This is a genomic window from Rhodoferax sp. (assembly GCF_011391645.1).
In the GTDB taxonomy this organism is placed as follows: Bacteria; Pseudomonadota; Gammaproteobacteria; order Burkholderiales; family Burkholderiaceae_C; genus Rhodoferax.
On record NZ_JAABQC010000005.1, the window covers coordinates 1 to 18,742 of the forward strand.

Consider the following 18,742-nt stretch of genomic DNA (forward strand, 5'->3'; position numbering starts at 1 on the left):
TGATTTGGATCAATCAAATCAAATCTTCCGGATGAAAACAATGGGCCATGAGCTACTACCGCCTGCTTGCACTCCCTCAGTTCCCCCGCAACCGGGTAAGTCCGGAGTTGGCCCTTGCCTGCAAATAGCTTGATTGTCAGTGTCTGGTCTTCCGGGTCCGCCCTGGAGATGGACGCAATCCTTGACGGCTTTGCCAAGGCCTCGGGGCAACGTTATGGGCAATTGGCTATCGTTTGTCCAGTTTAAAAGACAATTTCACGCACCATGGCATCCACCAGCCGACGTGCAGCGCCCTGATGGGATTGCGCAAAGCGCTTGGCGGACTGGCGGGCAGTTGCCAAGGTGTCGTCACAGAGTAACTCACCCAGGCCGGCAACCGCCTGGCCCAGGTCTGACACCCGCAGCGCCGCACCGGCTGCAAGCGCCTGCTCGGCCGCCTCCAAAAAGTTAAAGGTGTGCGGCCCCATCACCACCGGGCAGCCGCAGGCAGCGGCTTCGATCAGGTTTTGCCCGCCCAGCGGCTCGAAGCTGCCGCCCAGCAGTGCCACATCAGCCAGGCCGTAATACAGCGCCATTTCCCCCAGCGAGTCGCCGAGCCAGAACAACGGCTTCCCGGCGGCCGCTGCAACCGGCCCGCCCTGCCCCCAGCCGCTGCGCCGCTGCACGGCAAATCCATGCGACTCGATGAGCGCGGCCACTTCGTCAAAGCGCTGCGGGTGGCGCGGCACGATCAGCCACTGCACTTCTTCCGTGTCAGACATGGCGAGACCATCAGGCCATCGCGGCGAGGGCGCCGCTCCCGCAGACTCCCCAACCTTTGCAGGTGGCCCGCCCGCGGGCTGATCGCGCCTGGCTTGTCTCAAAATCTCCAGCAACGCCTGCTCTTCGCCTTCGCGCGAACTGGCAAACATGACCACGGGCTTGACCAGTTGCGCCCGCCAGGCTTTGCCGGCGGCGAGTTGGCCCGCGTCAGGGGCAGCATCAAATTTGAGGTTGCCCATCACACCCTGAACCCTGGCACCCAATGACTGCAGCCGCTGCGCGTCCAGCGCAGTTTGCGCCCAGACCGCGCGGAGCGCAGCGAAAGTCGGTCGCGCCAGCCAGCCCAGGCGCTGTGCCCGCCTCAATGATTTTTCGCTGAGCCGCGCATTGACCAGCACCAGCGGAACCCCCATTTGCTGGCAACCCGCCACCAGATTGGGCCACACCTCGGTTTCCACCAAAATGCCAAGGTTGGGCTTGAAATGGCTCAGAAAGCGCTGCACAACCGCCGGTGTGTCCCACGGCTGCCAGGCCTGCAGGTCGCCCTCTTTCAAAAGCGTCAAACCCTCTGCTCGGCCGGTTGCCGTGCCATGGGTGAGCAACAGGCGCATTTGCGGCAACTGTTCACGCAATGCGGCAAGCAGCACCGCTGCGGCGCGGGTCTCGCCCAGTGACACCGCGTGAAGCCAGACCGTGGGACCATCATGCGTTGGCACTGGATGGGTGTAGCGGCCAAAGCGCTCGTCAATGAAGTGACCGTAAACCGGTTCCAGCACGCTGCGCCGCCGCAATTTGCGTTTGAGCAGCGGCTGCACCAGCCACATCAGGCAGGAATAAAGCCAGCGCGTCATGCCTTGGCCGCGTTTGACAGCACGCTCAGCCAGGCCTGCCAGACAGCCTCGACCCCTGGGTAGGGATGGGCAAAGACGCTGCACTGGCGTGGGGAATGTCGGGATGTTGTGGGGGCTGCCCCACAAACATCAAGGCCTGACTCTGCCAGCGGGCCGGTGCGCCAGGAGGTGTCAAAGTTGTAAACCTGCACATGCGGCAAATCCAGCGCCACGGCGATATGGCTCAGCCCGCTGTCCACGCCGACCACACCGGTGCAAGTGGCCAGCGCATCGGTGAGCGCATCCAGTGACATGGCGGGCCAGACACGGGCGTGCGCCAGGCCCTGGGCAATGTGTTGCGCGGCTTGCAGTTCAGCCGGGCTGCCGTGCGGCAAGGCCACGCCAAAACCGGCATTGTTGAGCCGCTGCGCCAGCGCGCGCCAGTGCGCCAGCGGCCATTCTTTGTCTGCGCGTGAGGTGCCGTGCACCAGCGCCACCACGCCATGCAGATTCCGCTCAAGAGCCGGCGCTTTCACGGCCATTTGATCTTGCTGCGGCACGAGACCAAAAACCAGTTCATCGGGCAGTTGGTAGTGCAGCGCCTGGGCACACAGCTCGCGCGAGCGCGTCACGGCATGGATGTGCGCCGGCAGCGTGATGGCGACATCGGCCACCCAGCGGGCAGGCGCTTCAAAGCTGGAGCCTTCGGTCTGGTTGGCCAGGCCAAACCGCTTGCCGCCCGGGCTTAAACGGGCCAGCCAGCAGACCAGCGCCGATTTGGTCAGGCCCTGCAAATCAATCACCGCGTCGTATGGCTCCTGCTGAAGTTCGGCCTTGAACACGCTCCATGCATGACGCGTTGGCGGACTCAATGGGGATTTGCGCCAGCGCCGAAGCTCACAGGCAATCACACGACGCACCCCGGTGCAGCGCCGCACCAGTGGCGCAAAGCCGCGCTCCACCACCCAATCAATCTGTGCCTCTGGCAACGCGCGCAAAATGTCTTGCACAGCCGGCATGGCGTGCACCACGTCGCCAAGCGATGACAGCTTGACGATCAAAATCTTCAATGCGTGGCCTCGTCGGTCACAGCACCGGGCAGCACCTGGCGCAACAGCGCCATCATGTCGGCCTGGATGCGCGTCAAGGCTTCAGGGGTGTGGCCCTCAAAGCGCAGCACCAGCACCGGCGTGGTGTTGGACGCGCGAATCAGCCCGAAACCATCGGGCCAGTCCACCCGCAAACCGTCGATGGTGTTGAGCGTGGCCGGCGCGGCAAAGTTGACCGCGGCCACCAACTGCGCCACCAACAGCGGGGGCTGGCCCTCGGCGCATTTCACGTTGAGTTCGGGCGTGGAGAAGCTGGTGGGCAAGGCGTTGAGCACCGCGTTGGCATCGGGGGATTGGCTCAAAATTTCGAGCAGGCGGCAACCGGCGTAGGTGCCATCGTCAAAGCCATACCAGCGCTCCTTGAAGAAAATGTGGCCGCTCATCTCGCCCCCCAGCGGCGAGTTGATTTCTTTCATCTTGGCCTTGATCAGCGAATGGCCAGTCTTGAACATCATCGGCACGCCACCGGCCGCCTCGATCGTCGGGGCCAGTTGCTGCGAACATTTCACGTCAAACACAATCGTGCCGCCCGGCGCGCGCTGCAACACATCTCGGGCAAACAGCATCATCTGGCGATCCGGGTAGATGGTGTTGCCCTCTTTGGTGACAATGCCAAGCCGGTCACCGTCGCCGTCAAAAGCCAGGCCGAGTTCGGCATCGCCTTGTTCAAGCGCGGCCATGAGGTCGCGCAGGTTTTCGGGTTTGCTTGGGTCGGGGTGGTGATTGGGGAAATTGCCGTCGACCTCGCTGAACAGTTCAGTCACCTCGCAGCCGATGGCGCGCAGAATGCCCGGCGCCGACGCACCCGCAATACCGTTGCCGCAATCGACCACAATTTTCAGCGGCCGCGCCAGCTTGATGTCGCCCACAATCCGCGCCTGGTAAGCCGCCAGCACGTCGACGCTGCGAATCTGGCCACCGGCTCGCAGTTCCCAGCTTTCGGATTCCATCATGCGACGCAGCGCCTGAATCTCGTCACCGTAAATGGCGCGACCGGCCAGCACCATCTTGAAGCCGTTGTAGTCTTTGGGGTTATGGCTGCCGGTGACCTGAATCCCGCTGGCGCACAAGGTGTTGGCGGCAAAGTAGAGCATGGGCGTGGTGGCCAGACCAATATCGATCACCTCCACACCAGCAGCCGCCAAGCCACGCATCAGGGCGGCGCTCAGGCTAGGGCCGCTCAAGCGGCCATCACGCCCCACGGCCACCGCCATTTGACCTTCGCGCAACGCCACCGTGCCAAAGGCTTTGCCCAGCGCTTCGGCCACCGCCACATCAATGGTGTCGGGCACCACGCCACGAATGTCATAGGCTTTGAAAATGGAAGGTGTGAGTTGCATGGCGTTCGCCTGTGTGGGTCATTGGGCCTGGAGTGGCGTGAATTGTAGGCGGCCTCAGGCGGGAGGCTGCGACTGCAGCGTGTTCCCGGCCAGGCATGGGCGACCCGTTTGAAAGCGCTTCTAGGCTTATCATTCGGGACTGTTTTAAAGCCCGAGACCCATGGGCAAGGAGCTTGAATCATGATGAAATATCCGACCGCGGCTGTGACTGCAGCGCTCGACAGCCCGCTGGGCAGCATCCGCCTGGCAGCCGGGCCCAACGGCCTCTTTGGTGTGTGGTTCGAGGAGCAGGACGATAGTCCGGACGCCAGCCACTGGGCGCACGACCCTGACCATGCTGTGCTGGCGCAAGCTGCGCGCCAATTGAACGACTATTTCGCCGGAAAACGCAGTCAGTTTGACCTGCCGCTGGACCTCAGCGCAGGCACCTCGCTTCAGCAAGCGGTGTGGCGAGCGCTGCTTGACATCCCGTTTGGGCAAACCTGCAGCTATGGGAAGGTGAGTACAGCAATCGGCAAACCGTCGGCGGTGCGCGCGGTGGGTGGTGCCATAGGGCGCAACCCCTTGAGCATCGTGGTGCCCTGCCACCGGGTGATCGGCGCCAAGGGTGCACTCACAGGCTATTCGGGCGGCATGCAACGAAAAGTGGCCCTGCTGCAGCTTGAAGGCGCGCTTTGAATTCACCTCACCCGACAAAATCCTGGCTGCCTGAGTTTGTGCTGCTGGGGGCACTGTGGGGCGCCTCATTTTTATTCATGCGTTTGGGCGCAGCCGAATTTGGCGCGCTGCCCACCGCCGGCATGCGTGTCGCCATTGCCGCGCTGTTCTTGTTGCCCTTGCTGCTGCTTCGCGGCCAATGGCAGGCCTTGTCAAAGCACTGGAAAAAGATCTTTGTGCTGGGCATGCTTAATTCAGGCATCCCGTTTGCCCTTTATTCCTATGCCTTGCTGTCAATCACCACCGGCCTGTCGTCGCTGCTAAACGCCACTGTGCCGCTGTTTGGCGCCCTGATTGCCTGGCTCTGGCTAAAGGACCGGCCCCAGGGCATGAAGGTACTGGGCTTGCTGGTGGGCTTTGCCGGTGTCGCCATGCTGGCTTGGGGCAAGGCCAGTTTCAAGCCCGATGCCTCTGGCCAGGTGACCGGCTGGGCGGTGCTGGCCTGCCTGGGAGCCTGCCTGTGTTATGGCATATCGGCCAGTTTCACCAAACGCTATTTGAGCGGCGTGCCGTCGCTGGTGATTGCCGCCGGCAGCCAGATGGGGGCCACCCTGGGGCTGGCGCTGCCCACCCTGTGGTTGTGGCCAAGCCAGGCGCCCAGCGCCACCGCCTGGCTGGCACTGCTGGCCGTGGGCGTGTTGTGCACCGGCGTGGCCTATGTGCTGTTTTTCCGCCTGATCGACAAGGTTGGCGCGGCAGGCTCGCTGACGGTCACATTTTTGATTCCGGTCTTCGCGGTGCTTTACGGCGTGGTGTTTCTGGGCGAGTCCGTCACTGCCTGGATGCTTATCTGCGGCACCATCATTTTGTGCGGCACGGCTCTGTCGATGGGATTGCTGAAACACCTCTTTCAGAAGGTGCCAGCGGTTTGACCATGGGGCAGCCCACAAAGCAAAAAGCCCTGCAACTCATTGAATTGCAAGGCTTTTAAACTGGCGGAGCGGACGGGACTCGAACCCGCGACCCCCGGCGTGACAGGCCGGTATTCTAACCAACTGAACTACCACTCCTGGTAGCTAACGTTTACTCTTGCGAGCCAAGTCGTCTGTCTTTGCAGACAAACCGTTACCGACTTGCGCCATTCTACTTTTCAGTAAACTGGCGACCCCACGGGGATTCGAACCCCGGTACCTACCGTGAAAGGGTAGTGTCCTAGGCCTCTAGACGATGGGGTCATAACCTTTGGACTTCCGTCATTCTTGAAAACTTTGGTGGAGGTAAGCGGGATCGAACCGCTGACCTCTTGCATGCCATGCAAGCGCTCTCCCAGCTGAGCTATACCCCCGAATCCACAACTGCTTTGTTAAGAGCAGCGTTTGTTCCCAAGCCACAAATTATAGCGTTATTTTTAGGCCCGTTTTAAGCGGCTGATGACTTTTTCACGATCAAAAAGTGCCAGCAGCAGATCCAGTGATGGTGTATGCGCGTTACCGACCACCAACACCCGCACCGGCATGGCCAACTGCGGCATTTTCAGGCCGCAAGCTGTCAGCACTTCCTTGATGGCGGCACCAATGCCTGCCTTGTCCCAGGCACAAGTGGCCAGCTTGTCGGCCAGCATCGCCAGCGCAGGCTTGGCCGCCTCGGTCACATGCAAGGCCAGGTCGGATTCTGCGGCCTGCACGTCGGCATAAAAAACTGCCGCCCAGTCAGCCAGAGCCACGGTGGTGTCGCAGCGGTCCTTGAACAGCGCACAGATCCCGGTCAAGCGCGCATCGGCTTCGATACCGCGCTTTTGCAGTTGCGCCTGCACCAGCGGCGCCAGCACCTCGTCGGCGGTGATCTTGATGTGTTGGGCGTTGACCCAGCGCAACTTGGCTTCGTCAAACTGCGCGGCGCTCTTGCCCAGGTGGTCCAGGTTGAACCATTCCAGAAACTGGGCACGGCTGAAAATTTCGTCGTCGCCATGGCTCCAACCCAGGCGCGCCAGGTAATTCACCATGGCGTCGGGCAGGTAACCTTCTTCGCGGTACTGCGTCACCGGCTTGGCGCCGTTGCGCTTGCTCATTTTTTCGCCCTGTTCATTGAGCACGGTGGGCAAATGGGCGTACACCGGCGGCTCTTTGCCCAGGGCCTTGAAGATGTTGATCTGGCGCGGCGTGTTGTTGACGTGGTCATCGCCGCGAATCACATGGGTAATGGCCATGTCGATGTCGTCCACCACCACGCAGAAGTTGTAGGTGGGCGTGCCGTCCGGGCGCGCAATGACCAGGTCGTCGAGTTCGTCGTTGCTGATCTCGATGCGGCCCTTGACCTTGTCGTCCCAAACCACCGAGCCGCCTTGCGGGTTTTTGAAACGCAGCACCGGTTGCACGCCCTCGGGAACCGGTGGCAGGGTCTTGCCCGGCGCGGGCCGCCAGGTGCCGTCGTAGCGCGGTTTTTCCTTGGCGGCCGTCTGGGCCTCCCGCAGGGCATCAAGTTCGGCCATGCTCATGTAACACGGGTAAACATGGCCTGCGGCCACCATGTCGGCCAGCACCGCCTTGTAGCGGTCCATGCGCAGCATCTGGTAGAACGGGCCTTCGTCGTAAGTCAAGCCGAGCCAACTCATGCTCTCGATGATCACATCGACGGCGGCCTGGGTGGAACGCTCCAGGTCGGTGTCCTCGATGCGCAAGATGAAGTCGCCCCCGGTCGAGCGGGCAAAGGCCCACGGGTACAAGGCCGAGCGGATGTTGCCCAGGTGAATGAAGCCGGTGGGCGACGGGGCGAAGCGGGTGCGGGTTTTGGTCATGAAAGGGTGTCGAGTTGTTGCAGGCCGCGTGTCAGGTCAGCTTTGATGTCGTCAAGATATTCCAGACCGACAGCGATGCGGATCAGGCCCTGGCCAATGCCGGCCGCCTGGCGCTGCACTTCGGTCAGGCGGCCATGCGATGTGGTGGCGGGGTGGGCGATGGTGGTTTTGGTGTCACCCAAATTGGTGGTGACCGAGCACACCAGCGTGCTGTCGATCACATGAAACGCGCGCCTGCGGCCTTGCTCGGCGTCGCGGGCGCGCACGTCAAACGACACCACGGCGCCGCCCAGGCCGCTTTGCTGGCGCATCGCCAGTTCGTGTTGCGGGTGCGAGGCCAGGCCGGGGTAATAGACCTGCGCCACGTTGGGTTGCTGTTGCAGCCATTGGGCCAGGATGAGCGCGCTGTCGCACTGGGCGCGCATGCGAATCGCCAGTGTCTCCATGCCCTTGGTGACCACCCACGCGTTAAAGGGCGACAGCACCATGCCGGCGGTGCGGTTGATCGGCCAGAACACGTCGTTGACATACTTGTGCGAGCAGCAAATGGCACCGGCCACCACCCTGCCCTGGCCGTCCAGGTATTTGGTGCCGGAGTGAATCACAAAGTCGGCGCCGAATTCAATCGGGCGCTGCAGCGCGGGGGTGCAAAAACAGTTGTCCACCGCCAGCAGCGCACCAGCCGCATGCGCCAGCTCGGCCAGCGCGGCGATGTCGCAAATGTCGGTGAGCGGGTTGGTGGGGGTTTCGGCAAAGAAAAGCTTGGTATTGGGCTTGAGCGCCGCGCGCCATTGCGCCACATCTGTTTGGGAAACAAATGTGGTTTCCACGCCAAACTTGGCAAACTCAATCGCAAAAAGGCGCAGCGTTGAGCCAAACACCGACTGCGAGCACACCACATGGTCACCGGCACGCAACAGGCCCATGCCCAGCAAGAGCACGGCGGACATGCCGCTCGAGGTGGCCATCGCGGCTTCGGTGCCCTCAAGCGCCGCCAGCCGCTGCTCCATGCCGGTCACCGTGGGATTGCCAACGCGGGTGTAGGTGTAGCCGTCTTCCTCGTTGGCAAACCGCTTGCGGGCGGTCTCGGCGTCGGGCTGCACAAAGCTGCTGGTGAGGTAAAGCGCTTCCGAGTTTTCACCGTACTGACTGGGTTCAATGCCGGCACGCACTGCCAGCGTGTCGCGGTGCAGGTTATCAGGGAGTTGTCTAGCGGTCATGGTCAGTCTTCATGGTTGGGCAGGGCCAGCCGGGAGGTGTCCTCCTGGTTTTCATCACCACCGACACGGCTGGCGTTGAGCCGCTCGATGTCTTCCAGCGTGATGTCCCCGGTTACGTAAACGCCATCAAAGCAGGACGCATCAAAATCCTTGATGTCGGGATTGAGCGAACCAATGGCTTTTTTCATGCCATCCACATCCTGGTAGATCAGGGCATCACAACCAATGATCTGGCGGATTTGCTCCACCGTGCGGTTGTGCGCCACCAGCTCGTCCGAGGTGGGCATGTCGATGCCATAGACATTGGGATAGCGCACGGGCGGCGCCGCGCTGGCCATGTAAACCTTGTTGGCACCGGCATCGCGCGCCATTTGCACGATTTCCTTGGACGTGGTGCCGCGCACGATGGAATCGTCCACCAGCAGCACGTTGCGGCCCTTGAACTCGCTGGCGATCACGTTGAGCTTTTGACGCACCGACTTTTTGCGCACCGACTGTCCCGGCATGATGAAGGTGCGCCCCACATAGCGGTTTTTGACAAAACCCTCGCGGTAGGGCAGGCCCAGCAACTGGGCCAGTTGAGCCGCACTGGGGCGGCTGGACTCGGGAATTGGAATGACCACGTCGATCTCGTTGGGCGGCACCGTCGAGATCACGCGCTTGGCCAGGGTTTCGCCCAGATTCAAGCGGGCCTGGTAAACCGAAATGTTATCCATCACCGAGTCGGGACGCGCCAGATAGACGAACTCAAAAATACAGGGGTTCAGCACCGGATGATCGGCGCATTGCCGGGCGTGCACCTGGCCTTGCAAATCTATGAACACCGCCTCGCCCGGCTGGATATTGCGATCAAACTTGTGGTTGGTGCCCTCCATGGCGACTGATTCGCTGGCCAGCATCACGGTGCCGTCAGACACGCCCATGCACAGCGGGCGAATGCCAAACGGATCGCGAAACGCCAGCACGCCATGGCCCGCAATCATGGCGATCACGGCGTACGAGCCCTTGATGCGCCGATGCACCTTGCGCACCGCCTCAAACACATCGTTCGGGCTCAAAGGCAGACCCCGGGTGGTCTCGCCAATTTCGTGCGCCAGCACATTGAGCAGCACCTCGGAGTCGCTCTCGGTGTTGATGTGTCGATGGTCGGTGCTGAACAGCTCCGCCTTGAGGGCGTGGGCGTTGGTCAGGTTGCCGTTGTGCACCAGCACGATGCCAAACGGCGCGTTGACATAAAAAGGTTGCGCCTCCTCTTCGCTGAAGGCGTTGCCCGCCGTCGGGTAGCGCACCTGGCCCAGGCCGCAATTGCCCGGCAGGGAGCGCATGTTGCGGGTGCGAAACGCGTCGCGCACCATGCCCTTGGCCTTGTGCATGAAGAACTTGCGCTCCTGCTGCGTCACGATGCCCGCGGCGTCCTGGCCGCGGTGCTGCAACAGCAGCAACGCGTCGTAAATCAGCTGATTGACCGGCGCGTTACTGACCACACCAACGATTCCACACATAGAGTTATCCTAACTTTTCAACGACTCGCTCAAGCGGGCAAATACTTCACCAATTCACTTGGCAAGGCGGGCTTTATGTTCTGCATGACGCTCAGGGACAGGGCCACGCCGACGGACTCATGCCAGGCGGGGCTGGACTTGAAGGGTGTCATGGCGGCCAGCACAGTGCCCAACAGCAGCAGCAAGACGCCCCGAAGCGCGCCAAAACCCGCCCCCAACACCCGATCCACCGGCCGCAAACCCACCGACGACATCAGCTTCTTCAGCAGCGCGGCCAGCAGGCCGCCCAACATCACCGTGGCAATAAACACCAGCAAAAAACCAGCGCCGTAACGCACCATCTCGCTGGAGCCGCTCATTGGGAGATAGTTCGCCACATCCAGCGCCAGCCACTGCGCCAGCACAAAGGCAGCAATCCAGCTCAGCACGGACAAAACCTCAAAGACCAGGCCACGCCAGGCACCCAGCAAGACCGAAAGCAACAATACTGTCGCAAAAATCCAGTCCAGCGCAGCCATGGTCATGCGCCACCGGTCACAGCGTCAGCAAGACGGCGGGCAAACTCAGCTTTTTGATTTTTTCTGCTGCTTTTTCAGCGTCTGCCCTGTCTGCGAATGGCCCGACCCGCACGCGAATGCGCTTGCCGTCTTTGGTCTCGGCCACGTGGGTATACGTCTTGAGACCGGCACGCTCAACCTTCAAACGCACTTCCTGCGCCCGCGCGGCGTCGGCAAAAGCGCCCACCTGCACCACAAAGCGGCCTTCGGTGGCGACCGGCTGCGCATCGGCCGCCTTGCCGTCGAGCAGCGCCCTGGCTTTGTCAGCGTCGCTGGGTTTCGCCGTGATGGCACTCGCCGCTGGCTTGACTGCTTGCGCACCCGCATTTTTGGCAGGCAACGGCGCGGACTCTGCCGGTGCCTGTGCACTGCCGAGATCAGGTTTTATTTCTGCTTTTGGCGGCTCTGCCGACTCTGTGATCACCACAGACTGTGGTGCCGACGCCGCCGGTGCGGGAGCCGCCGCACTGGGCGCAGGCGAGTCTGACAACACCATTGGCGGCGCTTTGTTTTTGTCGGGAATGTCAATCGGGGTGTCCACCGCGATGGGGCGGGGTTGCTTGTCAAACAACAGCGGAAAGCCAATAACACCAATCAACACCAGCACGCTGGCCCCGATCAGGCGATGTTTGGCGCGCTGGCGCATGCGCTCCACAGTCTCAGGCTGAACCGACGCGCTCGGGGCGGGATCGCCTTTTTTGCGAAACTTGAAAAAGTCCATGCAGATAAGTGTGTGAATCAGGAGTTGGGCAAATGCTTGGCCTGCAATTGGGGCACGCCGTCTTTGAGCACACCGCCCACAGTCAAGAACGATCCGAAAACCACAATTCTATCAGCGGGGTCTGCCACGGCGAGCGCGGCCTGCAGGGCCGACTCGGGATCGACACAGACCTCGGCAGAACAGTCCTTGCGCGTGTTTGCGGCTTGCCATTGCGCCATCAAATCGGTGGCGCGGGCGGCCCGCTCGGTTGGCAAATTGGTGAAATACCACTTGTCCACAATCGGATTGAGACGCGCCAGCACTGCGGCAATGTCCTTGTCCGCCATGGCACCAAACACCGCGTGCGTGGTCGGAAAAAACCCCATGGCGTCCAGGTTGGCGGCCAGCGCCGCCGCCGCATGCGGGTTGTGCGCCACATCAAGCACCAGGTTCGGCTGGCCCGGCACAATCTGAAAGCGCCCTGGCAAATCGACAAAGGCAAAGCCGTTGCGCACGGCCTGGGCGGTGATCGGCAGGCGCTCGCGCAAGGCCGTCAGCGCCGCCAGCACACCAGCCGCGTTGACCAACTGGTTGGCGCCACGCAGCGCCGGGTAGGCCATGCCGCTGTAGCGCCGCCCACGTCCGGCCCAGCCCCACTGCTGCTTGTCGCCGGTCACATTGAAGTCGACCCCCACGCGCCACAGGTCGGCACCCACTTCCAGCGCACGGTCAAGCACGGTCTGAGGCGGCAGCGGGTCGCTCACCACCACCGGTTTGCCGGTGCGCATGATGCCGGCCTTCTCATAACCAATGGCCTCGCGGGTTTTGCCAAGCAGCGCCGTGTGGTCCAGATCAATGCTGGTAATGATGGCGCAGTCAGCATCAATGATGTTGACCGCGTCGAGCCGGCCACCCAGACCGACTTCCAGGATCACGACTTCCAGCTTGCTGTTACGCATCACATCCAGAATGGCCAGCGTGGTGAATTCAAAATAGGTCAATGAGATGACATCATGGTCCTGCACCCGGGCAATTTCCACCCGACTCAGCGCAGCCACCAGGTCGGCCGCCTTGACCGCCTCGCCATTCAAACGCAGGCGCTCCTCAAAGTTCACCAGATGTGGCGAGGTGTAGGTCCCGGTGCGGTAGCCCGCCTGCATCAGTATGGACTCCAGCATGGCACAGGTCGAACCCTTGCCGTTGGTTCCCGCCACGGTGATCACCGGGCAATTGAAAGCAATACCCATGCGCCGGGCCACAGTGTGGACGCGGTCCAGACCCATGTCGATGGTGGAGGGATGCAGGCGTTCGCAGTGGTCGAGCCAGTCTTGCAGGGTTTGAGGCGTTGATGTCGTCATGCGCCGAATTGTCCACCAGACACACCACAGCAGGCACACGCCGCCGCTTTAATTCCCGCCAATGGCATGATAGGGGCCATGAATACCCCCATCATCACTGTTTATGGCATTGCAAACTGCGACTCGGTCAAAAAAGCGCGCAGCTGGCTCACCGAGCATGGCCTGGCCCATGCGTTCCATGATTTCAAGAAGCAAGGCGTTCCCACCGCGCAATTGCCGGGTTGGCTGAGCGCTGCAGGCTGGGAACTGTTGCTCAACCGCAAGGGCACCACCTGGCGCAAACTCGACGAAGCCGCGCGACTGGCCGTCGTGGACGCGCCTTCGGCCACGACGCTGATGCTGGCCCAGCCCAGCGTGATCAAACGACCCGTCGTGGTGTGGCCCAACGGCCAGGTCAGCGTGGGCTTTGATGCGGCGGTATTTGCCGCCCGCGCGGTGCCTTAAAACCCAAAATGCGGTCATGGTGAGCAATGCGCGGCGAGCCGTGCCCTTGGCAACATGACCACTCCCCTAAAATCGTTGTTTTTCACCGATCAAAAGCACCTTCAGCATGACCACCACTCAAATTGACGGCGTGTCCGTCACCGCGCAAGCGAGCGTTTACTTCGACGGCAAGTGCGTCAGCCACAGCATCACGTTTGCCGATGGCACAAAAAAAACAGTCGGCGTGATTTTGCCCGCCACCCTGACCTTCAACACCGGCGCCCCCGAGGTCATGGAATGTGTGGCCGGCAGCTGCGAATACAGGCTGGCTGGCACCGAGGCGTGGATCACATCCGGCCCCGGTGAAAACTTCAGCATTCCCGGCAATGCCCAATTCGACATTCGCGTCACCGAGCCCTACCACTACATCTGCCACTTCGGTTGAACCCCATGAGCGCCACCATCCTTCAAAACATTCCCGCCGGCCAAAAGGTCGGCATCGCCTTCTCCGGCGGCCTCGACACCAGCGCCGCGCTGCACTGGATGAAACTCAAGGGCGCCCTGCCCTACGCCTACACCGCCAACCTGGGCCAGCCCGACGAGACCGATTACGACGAGATTCCGCGCAAGGCGATGGAATACGGCGCAGAAAAGGCCCGCCTGATCGACTGCCGTAGCCAACTGGCAGCCGAGGGCCTGGCGGCGCTGCAAAGCGGCGCCTTTCACATCAGCACCGCCGGCGTGACCTACTTCAACACCACGCCCATCGGCCGCGCCGTGACCGGCACCATGCTGGTGGCGGCGATGAAAGAAGACGACGTCAACATCTGGGGCGACGGCAGCACCTTCAAGGGCAACGACATCGAGCGCTTTTACCGCTACGGCCTGCTCACCAACCCGTCTCTCAAGATTTACAAGCCCTGGCTGGACCAAGCCTTCATTGACGAACTCGGCGGCCGCGCGGAAATGTCGGCGTTCATGACCGAGCATGGTTTTGGCTACAAGATGAGTGCCGAAAAAGCCTACAGCACTGATTCCAACATGCTCGGCGCCACGCACGAGGCCAAGGACCTGGAAAACCTGAACTGCGGCATGCGCATCGTCAACCCGATCATGGGCGTGCCGTTCTGGCGTGACGACTGCGTCGTGAAAGCCGAAGAGGTAACGGTGCGCTTTGAAGAAGGCCGCCCGGTGGCCTTGAACGGCATCGAATACCCCGACCTGGTCAGCCTGATCCTGGAAGCCAACCGCATTGGCGGGCGCCACGGCCTGGGCATGAGCGACCAGATCGAGAACCGCATCATCGAGGCCAAGAGCCGGGGCATCTACGAGGCTCCCGGGCTGGCGCTGCTGTTCATCGCCTACGAGCGCTTGGTGACCGGCATCCACAACGAAGACACCATCGAGCAGTACCGCGACAACGGCCGCAAACTGGGCCGCCTGCTGTACCAGGGCCGCTGGTTCGATTCACAAGCCATCATGCTGAGGGAGACCGCACAGCGCTGGGTGGCGCGCGCCGTGACTGGCGAAGTGACGCTGGAACTGCGCCGCGGCAATGATTATTCGCTGCTCAACACCGAGTCAAGCAACCTGACCTATGCGCCCGAGCGCCTGAGCATGGAAAAGGTGGAAGACGCGCCGTTTTCTCCCGCTGACCGCATTGGCCAGCTGACCATGCGCAACCTCGACATCGTGGACACCCGCGCCAAACTGGGCATTTATGCCAAGTCCGGCCTGCTGTCACTGGGCGGCGGTGGCGACCTGCTCAGCCTTACCAGCGAGAGCAAACGCTGATAAGTCAGGCGTTTTCCCCGCGGACGAAAGCCCATCGCGGCGAGGGCGCCGCTCCTACAACGGGTCAGGTACATCTTGCAGGAGGCCCGCCTCGGGCCGATGGCTGCCTAACGCCCGAGGTATTGCCGGGCAATGGGGCGCACGGCCGATGCCTTGATGCCGAGCGAATCGAGGCCCGGGTGCTTGCCAGTGGCGACGTTGTCGACCTTCATTGATTCCAGGTTGTCCAGGCTCATCATTGGCTCGCCCGGGGCCATGCCCATCACGGTGGCCTGAAGCCGCGCTGCCCACGCCGGCAGCGGAATCACCAACCGGCCCATGCCGCCGCCCGTACCGCTGAGTTGTGCGGATATCTGTACCAACTGCTTCAGGGTCAGCACCTCCGGGCCAAAGGCCTCGATCACGCGCGGCGACGGCTGCGCGCTGGCACCGGACAGGCAGCGCACCACAGCCATAGCCAAGTCTTCCACCCACACTGGCTGAAATTTGGCATCGGCGCCCGCCAGCGGCACCATCGGCAGCACCTTTTGCAGCTTGGCAAACATGTTCAAAAATTTGTCACCTTCACCAAAAACCACGCTGGGTCGCAGGATGCTTAGATCGAACCCGGCCTGCGCTGCGTCCCCGGCGCTGCCGCCCATGGCCGCCTGCACCAGCACCGCCTCGCCCTCCCCCTTGCTGCGCAGGTACATGGACGGCGCCAGCGTGGGCTGCAGAGAATCTGCGCCCAGGGCACTGATGTGCACCACCTGACCAACACCCGCGGCCAGACAGGCGTGCGCAATTTTTCGCGGCAAGGCCACGTGCGCGTGCTCGAAAGCCGCCTGCGTGCCGTGCAATATGGCAACCAGATTCACCAGCGCGTCATGCCCGGCCACTGCCTGCGTCAGGGCGGCCTCGTCATGCACGTCAATCTGCCGCACCGTGAGGCGGGGCAAATGCATGACGGCTTTGGCATTGATGGCCCGCCGCGTTGGTACGGTTACCTGCCAGCCCTCGCGCGCCAATTTTTCACACAGATGGGTACCAACAAAGCCGGTACCGCCTAAAACAATGATTTTTTTCATAAATTGATGATGCGTTAAAAGTGAAAAAGCGCTGCCCTGGGACCGATTAAATGATAACCGGCTCGGTTTGAAGCAGAATGCCAAAGCGTTCGTACACGCTGGTCTGGATCGCTTTGGCCAGTGTCATGACCTCACCGCCCGTGGCACCCGAGCCATCCACGCCACTGCCACGATTAACCAGCACCAGCGCCTGTTTTTCATAAACTCCGGCCTGCCCGACCGACTTGCCACGCCAGCCGCAGGCATCGATCAGCCAGCCCGCAGCCAGTTTGACCGATCCATCGGCCAGCACATAGTGCACCACCTTGGGGTCGCGGGCAATGATGTCGGCACATTGCTCGGGGCTTACGGTGGGATTCTTGAAGAAACTGCCGGCGTTGCCGGTCACGTCGGGGTCGGGCAGTTTGGCGCGGCGAATGGCGCACACCCAGTCATACAACTGGCGGGCTGTGGGCTGGGTGACACCTTGCTCAGCCATTTTCTTGTCAATGTCGGCATACCCCAGCACCGGCTTCCAGGGCTTGGGCAGGGCAAAACGCACGCGCAAAATCAGCGCCCGGTCCTTCAGACCCACGGCCTGATGACCCACCGTGGCGTCTGAAGCGCTGGTGTGCTTGAACACCGAGTCGCGGTAGCCAAACGCGCATTGCGCCGCATTCAGGGTGAATATCTGCCCGGTCTGCAGATCAATGGCATCCAGCGAATCAAAGCGGTCCTGCAGTTCAACCCCGTAGGCGCCAATGTTTTGCACCGGTGAGGCACCCACGGTGCCCGGAATCAGGGCCATGTTTTCCAGCCCGGGGTAGCCCGATTCCAGCGTCCAGGTGACAAAGTCATGCCAGTCTTCACCGGCGCCGGCCTCCACGATAAAGGCCTTTGCGGTTTCTTGTGCCAGGCGCCGGCCCATCACCTCGACTTTCAGCACCAGCGGCTTCACATCTCCGGTGAGCACGATGTTGCTGCCGCCACCGAGCACAAATTTCGGGCTCGCGGCCCATTTGGGATCTGCCAGCAAAGCCTGCACATCGGATTCACCGCTGATGCGCACCAGGGCATGGGCCTTGGCCACGATGTGGAAGGTGTTAAAAGGCTGAAGGGGAACGTTTTTCTGGACTAACATGGCGGGATTGTCGAACATTTAGCGAGAACCCCTATGCCCTCTTTTGATACCGTTTGCGAAGCCAGCATGGTCGATGTGAAACACGCCATTGAAAACACCACCAAGGAAATCACCACCCGCTTTGACTTCAAGGGCACGCCGGCTGCCATCGAGCTCAAGGACAAGGAGATCACGCTGATTGGCGACGCTGACTTCCAGCTCAGCCAGATCGAGGACATCCTGCGCAACAAGCTCACCAAACGCAACGTGGACGTGCGTTTTCTGGACAAGGGTGATGTGCAAAAAATGGGGGGTGACAAGGTCAAGCAGGTCATCAAGGTGCGTGACGGCATCGAGACCGAGTTGGGCAAGAAAATCCAGCGCATCATCAAGGACAGCAAGATCAAGGTGCAGGCCGCCATCCAGGACGGCAAATTGCGTGTGAGCGGCACCAAGCGCGACGACCTGCAGGCCGCCATGGCGCTGATGCGCAAGGAAATCACCGACATTCCGCTGAGCTTTGACAACTTTCGCGATTGAGCACGCCTGCCTTGCCTGCGCGGCCCGTTCACCATGAGTTTTATCCTCAAGTCTGAAGACGAATACGAAGACCTGCTGGGCCTTTGGTCCGACCTTGAGTCAGGCCTGGCCATGCTTCTGAGCTACCCGTTCAAGGTGCAGGAGTTTTCAGCCCGCGTTGAGCAATACGACCGCTGGATGCAAAACCTGATCCAGTACGACACCGACGTTGCGCTGTACCTGCTGTTCCAGTTGGCCTCACACTCGCCCGCGGGCTACAGCCCTTCCCACGCGCTGGTGTGCGCCGTGTTGTGCCATCTGGTCGCGCAGGAGGTTCAACTGCCGCAGCACGAGCGCGACAGCCTGGTGCACGCCGCGCTGACCATGAACATTGCCATGACCAAACTGCAGGACCAGTTGGCCATCCAGAGCGGTCGGCCAACCCCTGAGCAGGAGGTCGCCTTGCAGGCCCACGAGGCAGCCGGGGCTCAGTTGTTGCGCGACCTGGACGTGCAAAATGCGCTCTGGCTGCAAACGGTGCAAGAGCATCACCAGGTTCAGCCCTTCAGCCAGAATTTGTTGAGCCTGCCGCCGCCCCGGCGCCTGGCACACATGCTGAATGTGGTTGACCGCTATGCCGCCATGATCAGCCCCCGGCTGTCACGCGAGGGTCGCAGCGCATCCGAGTCGGCCAAAAGCATCCTGAAAATTGGCAATACCCAGAACAACCAGGTGGGCGAAACACTGGTGCATGTCGTCGGCCTGTTTCCACCGGGCACATTTGTGCAGCTTGACGACGCCAGCATTGGCGTGGTGCTGCGCCGCAGCCAGCAGGACAACCGTCCCGACGTGGCCATTGTGCTCAGCGACAAAGGCTTGCTGATGCGCCCGCCCGCCCTGCATTCAAGCGCCAGCGGCAAACCGGTCATCAGCGCCGCCCTGCCCGCGTCAATGGTTCAGGAGCGTGTCAACCACCACCTGATCCTGCAACTGGGCACACGATCCATCTGA

The 18,742-nt window shown here is 61.7% G+C and carries 18 protein-coding genes and 3 tRNA genes; 7 read left to right on the forward strand and 14 right to left on the reverse strand.

The genetic code is table 11. The features are described from left to right. Positions 1–242 precede the first annotated feature (242 nt). From GPS82_RS01360 to GPS82_RS01370, 3 genes are read right to left on the reverse strand one after another with little or no spacing between them, the layout of a single operon-like run. Entirely contained in the window at positions 243–1,613 is a 1,371-nt protein-coding gene (locus GPS82_RS01360) for a 3-deoxy-D-manno-octulosonic acid transferase (protein WP_296490311.1), read from the reverse strand. After that, a complete protein-coding gene (waaC, locus tag GPS82_RS01365) occupies positions 1,610–2,662 on the reverse strand; it encodes a lipopolysaccharide heptosyltransferase I (RefSeq protein WP_296490312.1) in 1,053 nt (350 codons plus the stop codon). The genes GPS82_RS01360 and waaC overlap by 4 nt, the downstream gene beginning before the upstream one ends. Beyond that, positions 2,659–4,041 (reverse strand): phosphomannomutase/phosphoglucomutase, encoded by a 1,383-nt coding sequence (locus GPS82_RS01370; protein ID WP_296490313.1) that lies wholly within the window; start codon positions 4,039–4,041, stop codon positions 2,659–2,661. Before GPS82_RS01370 ends, waaC begins: the two co-directional genes overlap by 4 nt. A 183-nt stretch (positions 4,042–4,224) precedes the next feature. Between GPS82_RS01370 and GPS82_RS01375 the strand changes: the two genes are divergently transcribed. Beyond that, positions 4,225–4,719, forward strand: a complete 495-nt coding sequence (locus GPS82_RS01375) for a methylated-DNA--[protein]-cysteine S-methyltransferase (protein WP_296490314.1) — start codon at positions 4,225–4,227, stop codon at positions 4,717–4,719. After that, positions 4,716–5,630 (forward strand): DMT family transporter, encoded by a 915-nt coding sequence (locus GPS82_RS01380; protein ID WP_296490316.1) that lies wholly within the window; start codon positions 4,716–4,718, stop codon positions 5,628–5,630. The genes GPS82_RS01375 and GPS82_RS01380 overlap by 4 nt, the downstream gene beginning before the upstream one ends. A 61-nt stretch (positions 5,631–5,691) precedes the next feature. Here the strand turns inward: GPS82_RS01380 and GPS82_RS01385 are convergent. The 9 genes from GPS82_RS01385 to folC form a co-directional block, all read right to left on the reverse strand. Further along, positions 5,692–5,768 (reverse strand) — tRNA-Asp (locus tag GPS82_RS01385). 89 nt (positions 5,769–5,857) lie between these two features. Then, positions 5,858–5,933 (reverse strand) — tRNA-Glu (locus GPS82_RS01390). 34 nt (positions 5,934–5,967) lie between these two features. Beyond that, positions 5,968–6,043, reverse strand: a tRNA-Ala gene (locus GPS82_RS01395). Between the two features lie 63 nt (positions 6,044–6,106). Continuing rightward, on the reverse strand, positions 6,107–7,492 hold the full coding sequence (gene gltX, locus GPS82_RS01400; protein WP_296490318.1) for a glutamate--tRNA ligase: 1,386 nt from the start codon (positions 7,490–7,492) through the stop codon (positions 6,107–6,109). Further along, complete coding sequence (locus GPS82_RS01405) at positions 7,489–8,712, reverse strand: O-succinylhomoserine sulfhydrylase (RefSeq protein WP_296490320.1); 1,224 nt, start codon at positions 8,710–8,712, stop codon at positions 7,489–7,491. Before GPS82_RS01405 ends, gltX begins: the two co-directional genes overlap by 4 nt. Before the next feature lie 2 nt (positions 8,713–8,714). After that, the gene (gene purF / locus GPS82_RS01410; RefSeq protein ID WP_296490322.1) at positions 8,715–10,214 is read right to left on the reverse strand and encodes an amidophosphoribosyltransferase; all 1,500 of its coding nucleotides are present in this window, start codon (positions 10,212–10,214) and stop codon (positions 8,715–8,717) included. Between the two features lie 29 nt (positions 10,215–10,243). After that, positions 10,244–10,732: a CvpA family protein gene (locus GPS82_RS01415; RefSeq protein ID WP_296490323.1), complete on the reverse strand. Its 489-nt coding sequence runs from the start codon at positions 10,730–10,732 to the stop codon at positions 10,244–10,246. Positions 10,733–10,748: 16 nt separating this feature from the next. Then, complete coding sequence (locus GPS82_RS01420) at positions 10,749–11,492, reverse strand: SPOR domain-containing protein (RefSeq protein WP_296490325.1); 744 nt, start codon at positions 11,490–11,492, stop codon at positions 10,749–10,751. 17 nt (positions 11,493–11,509) lie between these two features. Beyond that, a complete protein-coding gene (gene folC, locus GPS82_RS01425; RefSeq protein ID WP_296490327.1) occupies positions 11,510–12,829 on the reverse strand; it encodes a bifunctional tetrahydrofolate synthase/dihydrofolate synthase in 1,320 nt (439 codons plus the stop codon). A gap of 78 nt (positions 12,830–12,907) precedes the next feature. Between folC and GPS82_RS01430 the strand changes: the two genes are divergently transcribed. The 3 genes from GPS82_RS01430 to argG all read left to right on the forward strand — a co-directional run bounded on the left by GPS82_RS01430 (position 12,908) and on the right by argG (position 15,046). Further along, a complete protein-coding gene (locus tag GPS82_RS01430; RefSeq protein ID WP_296490329.1) occupies positions 12,908–13,273 on the forward strand; it encodes an ArsC family reductase in 366 nt (121 codons plus the stop codon). Between the two features lie 106 nt (positions 13,274–13,379). Then, positions 13,380–13,697: a pyrimidine/purine nucleoside phosphorylase gene (locus GPS82_RS01435; RefSeq protein WP_296490331.1), complete on the forward strand. Its 318-nt coding sequence runs from the start codon at positions 13,380–13,382 to the stop codon at positions 13,695–13,697. Positions 13,698–13,702: 5 nt separating this feature from the next. Beyond that, entirely contained in the window at positions 13,703–15,046 is a 1,344-nt protein-coding gene (gene argG / locus GPS82_RS01440; protein WP_296490333.1) for an argininosuccinate synthase, read from the forward strand. A 107-nt stretch (positions 15,047–15,153) separates the two neighbouring features. On the opposite strand, the gene GPS82_RS01445 is transcribed toward argG, so the two are convergent. Continuing rightward, on the reverse strand, positions 15,154–16,113 hold the full coding sequence (locus GPS82_RS01445; protein ID WP_296490342.1) for a complex I NDUFA9 subunit family protein: 960 nt from the start codon (positions 16,111–16,113) through the stop codon (positions 15,154–15,156). Positions 16,114–16,159: 46 nt separating this feature from the next. Further along, positions 16,160–17,233, reverse strand: coding sequence for a UDP-N-acetylmuramate dehydrogenase (gene murB, locus GPS82_RS01450; RefSeq protein WP_296490343.1), 1,074 nt, complete (start codon positions 17,231–17,233; stop codon positions 16,160–16,162). A 33-nt stretch (positions 17,234–17,266) separates the two neighbouring features. Between murB and GPS82_RS01455 the strand changes: the two genes are divergently transcribed. Continuing rightward, on the forward strand, positions 17,267–17,752 hold the full coding sequence (locus GPS82_RS01455) for a YajQ family cyclic di-GMP-binding protein (protein ID WP_296490344.1): 486 nt from the start codon (positions 17,267–17,269) through the stop codon (positions 17,750–17,752). A gap of 33 nt (positions 17,753–17,785) precedes the next feature. Beyond that, on the forward strand, positions 17,786–18,742 hold the full coding sequence (locus tag GPS82_RS01460) for a phosphodiesterase (RefSeq protein WP_296490345.1): 957 nt from the start codon (positions 17,786–17,788) through the stop codon (positions 18,740–18,742).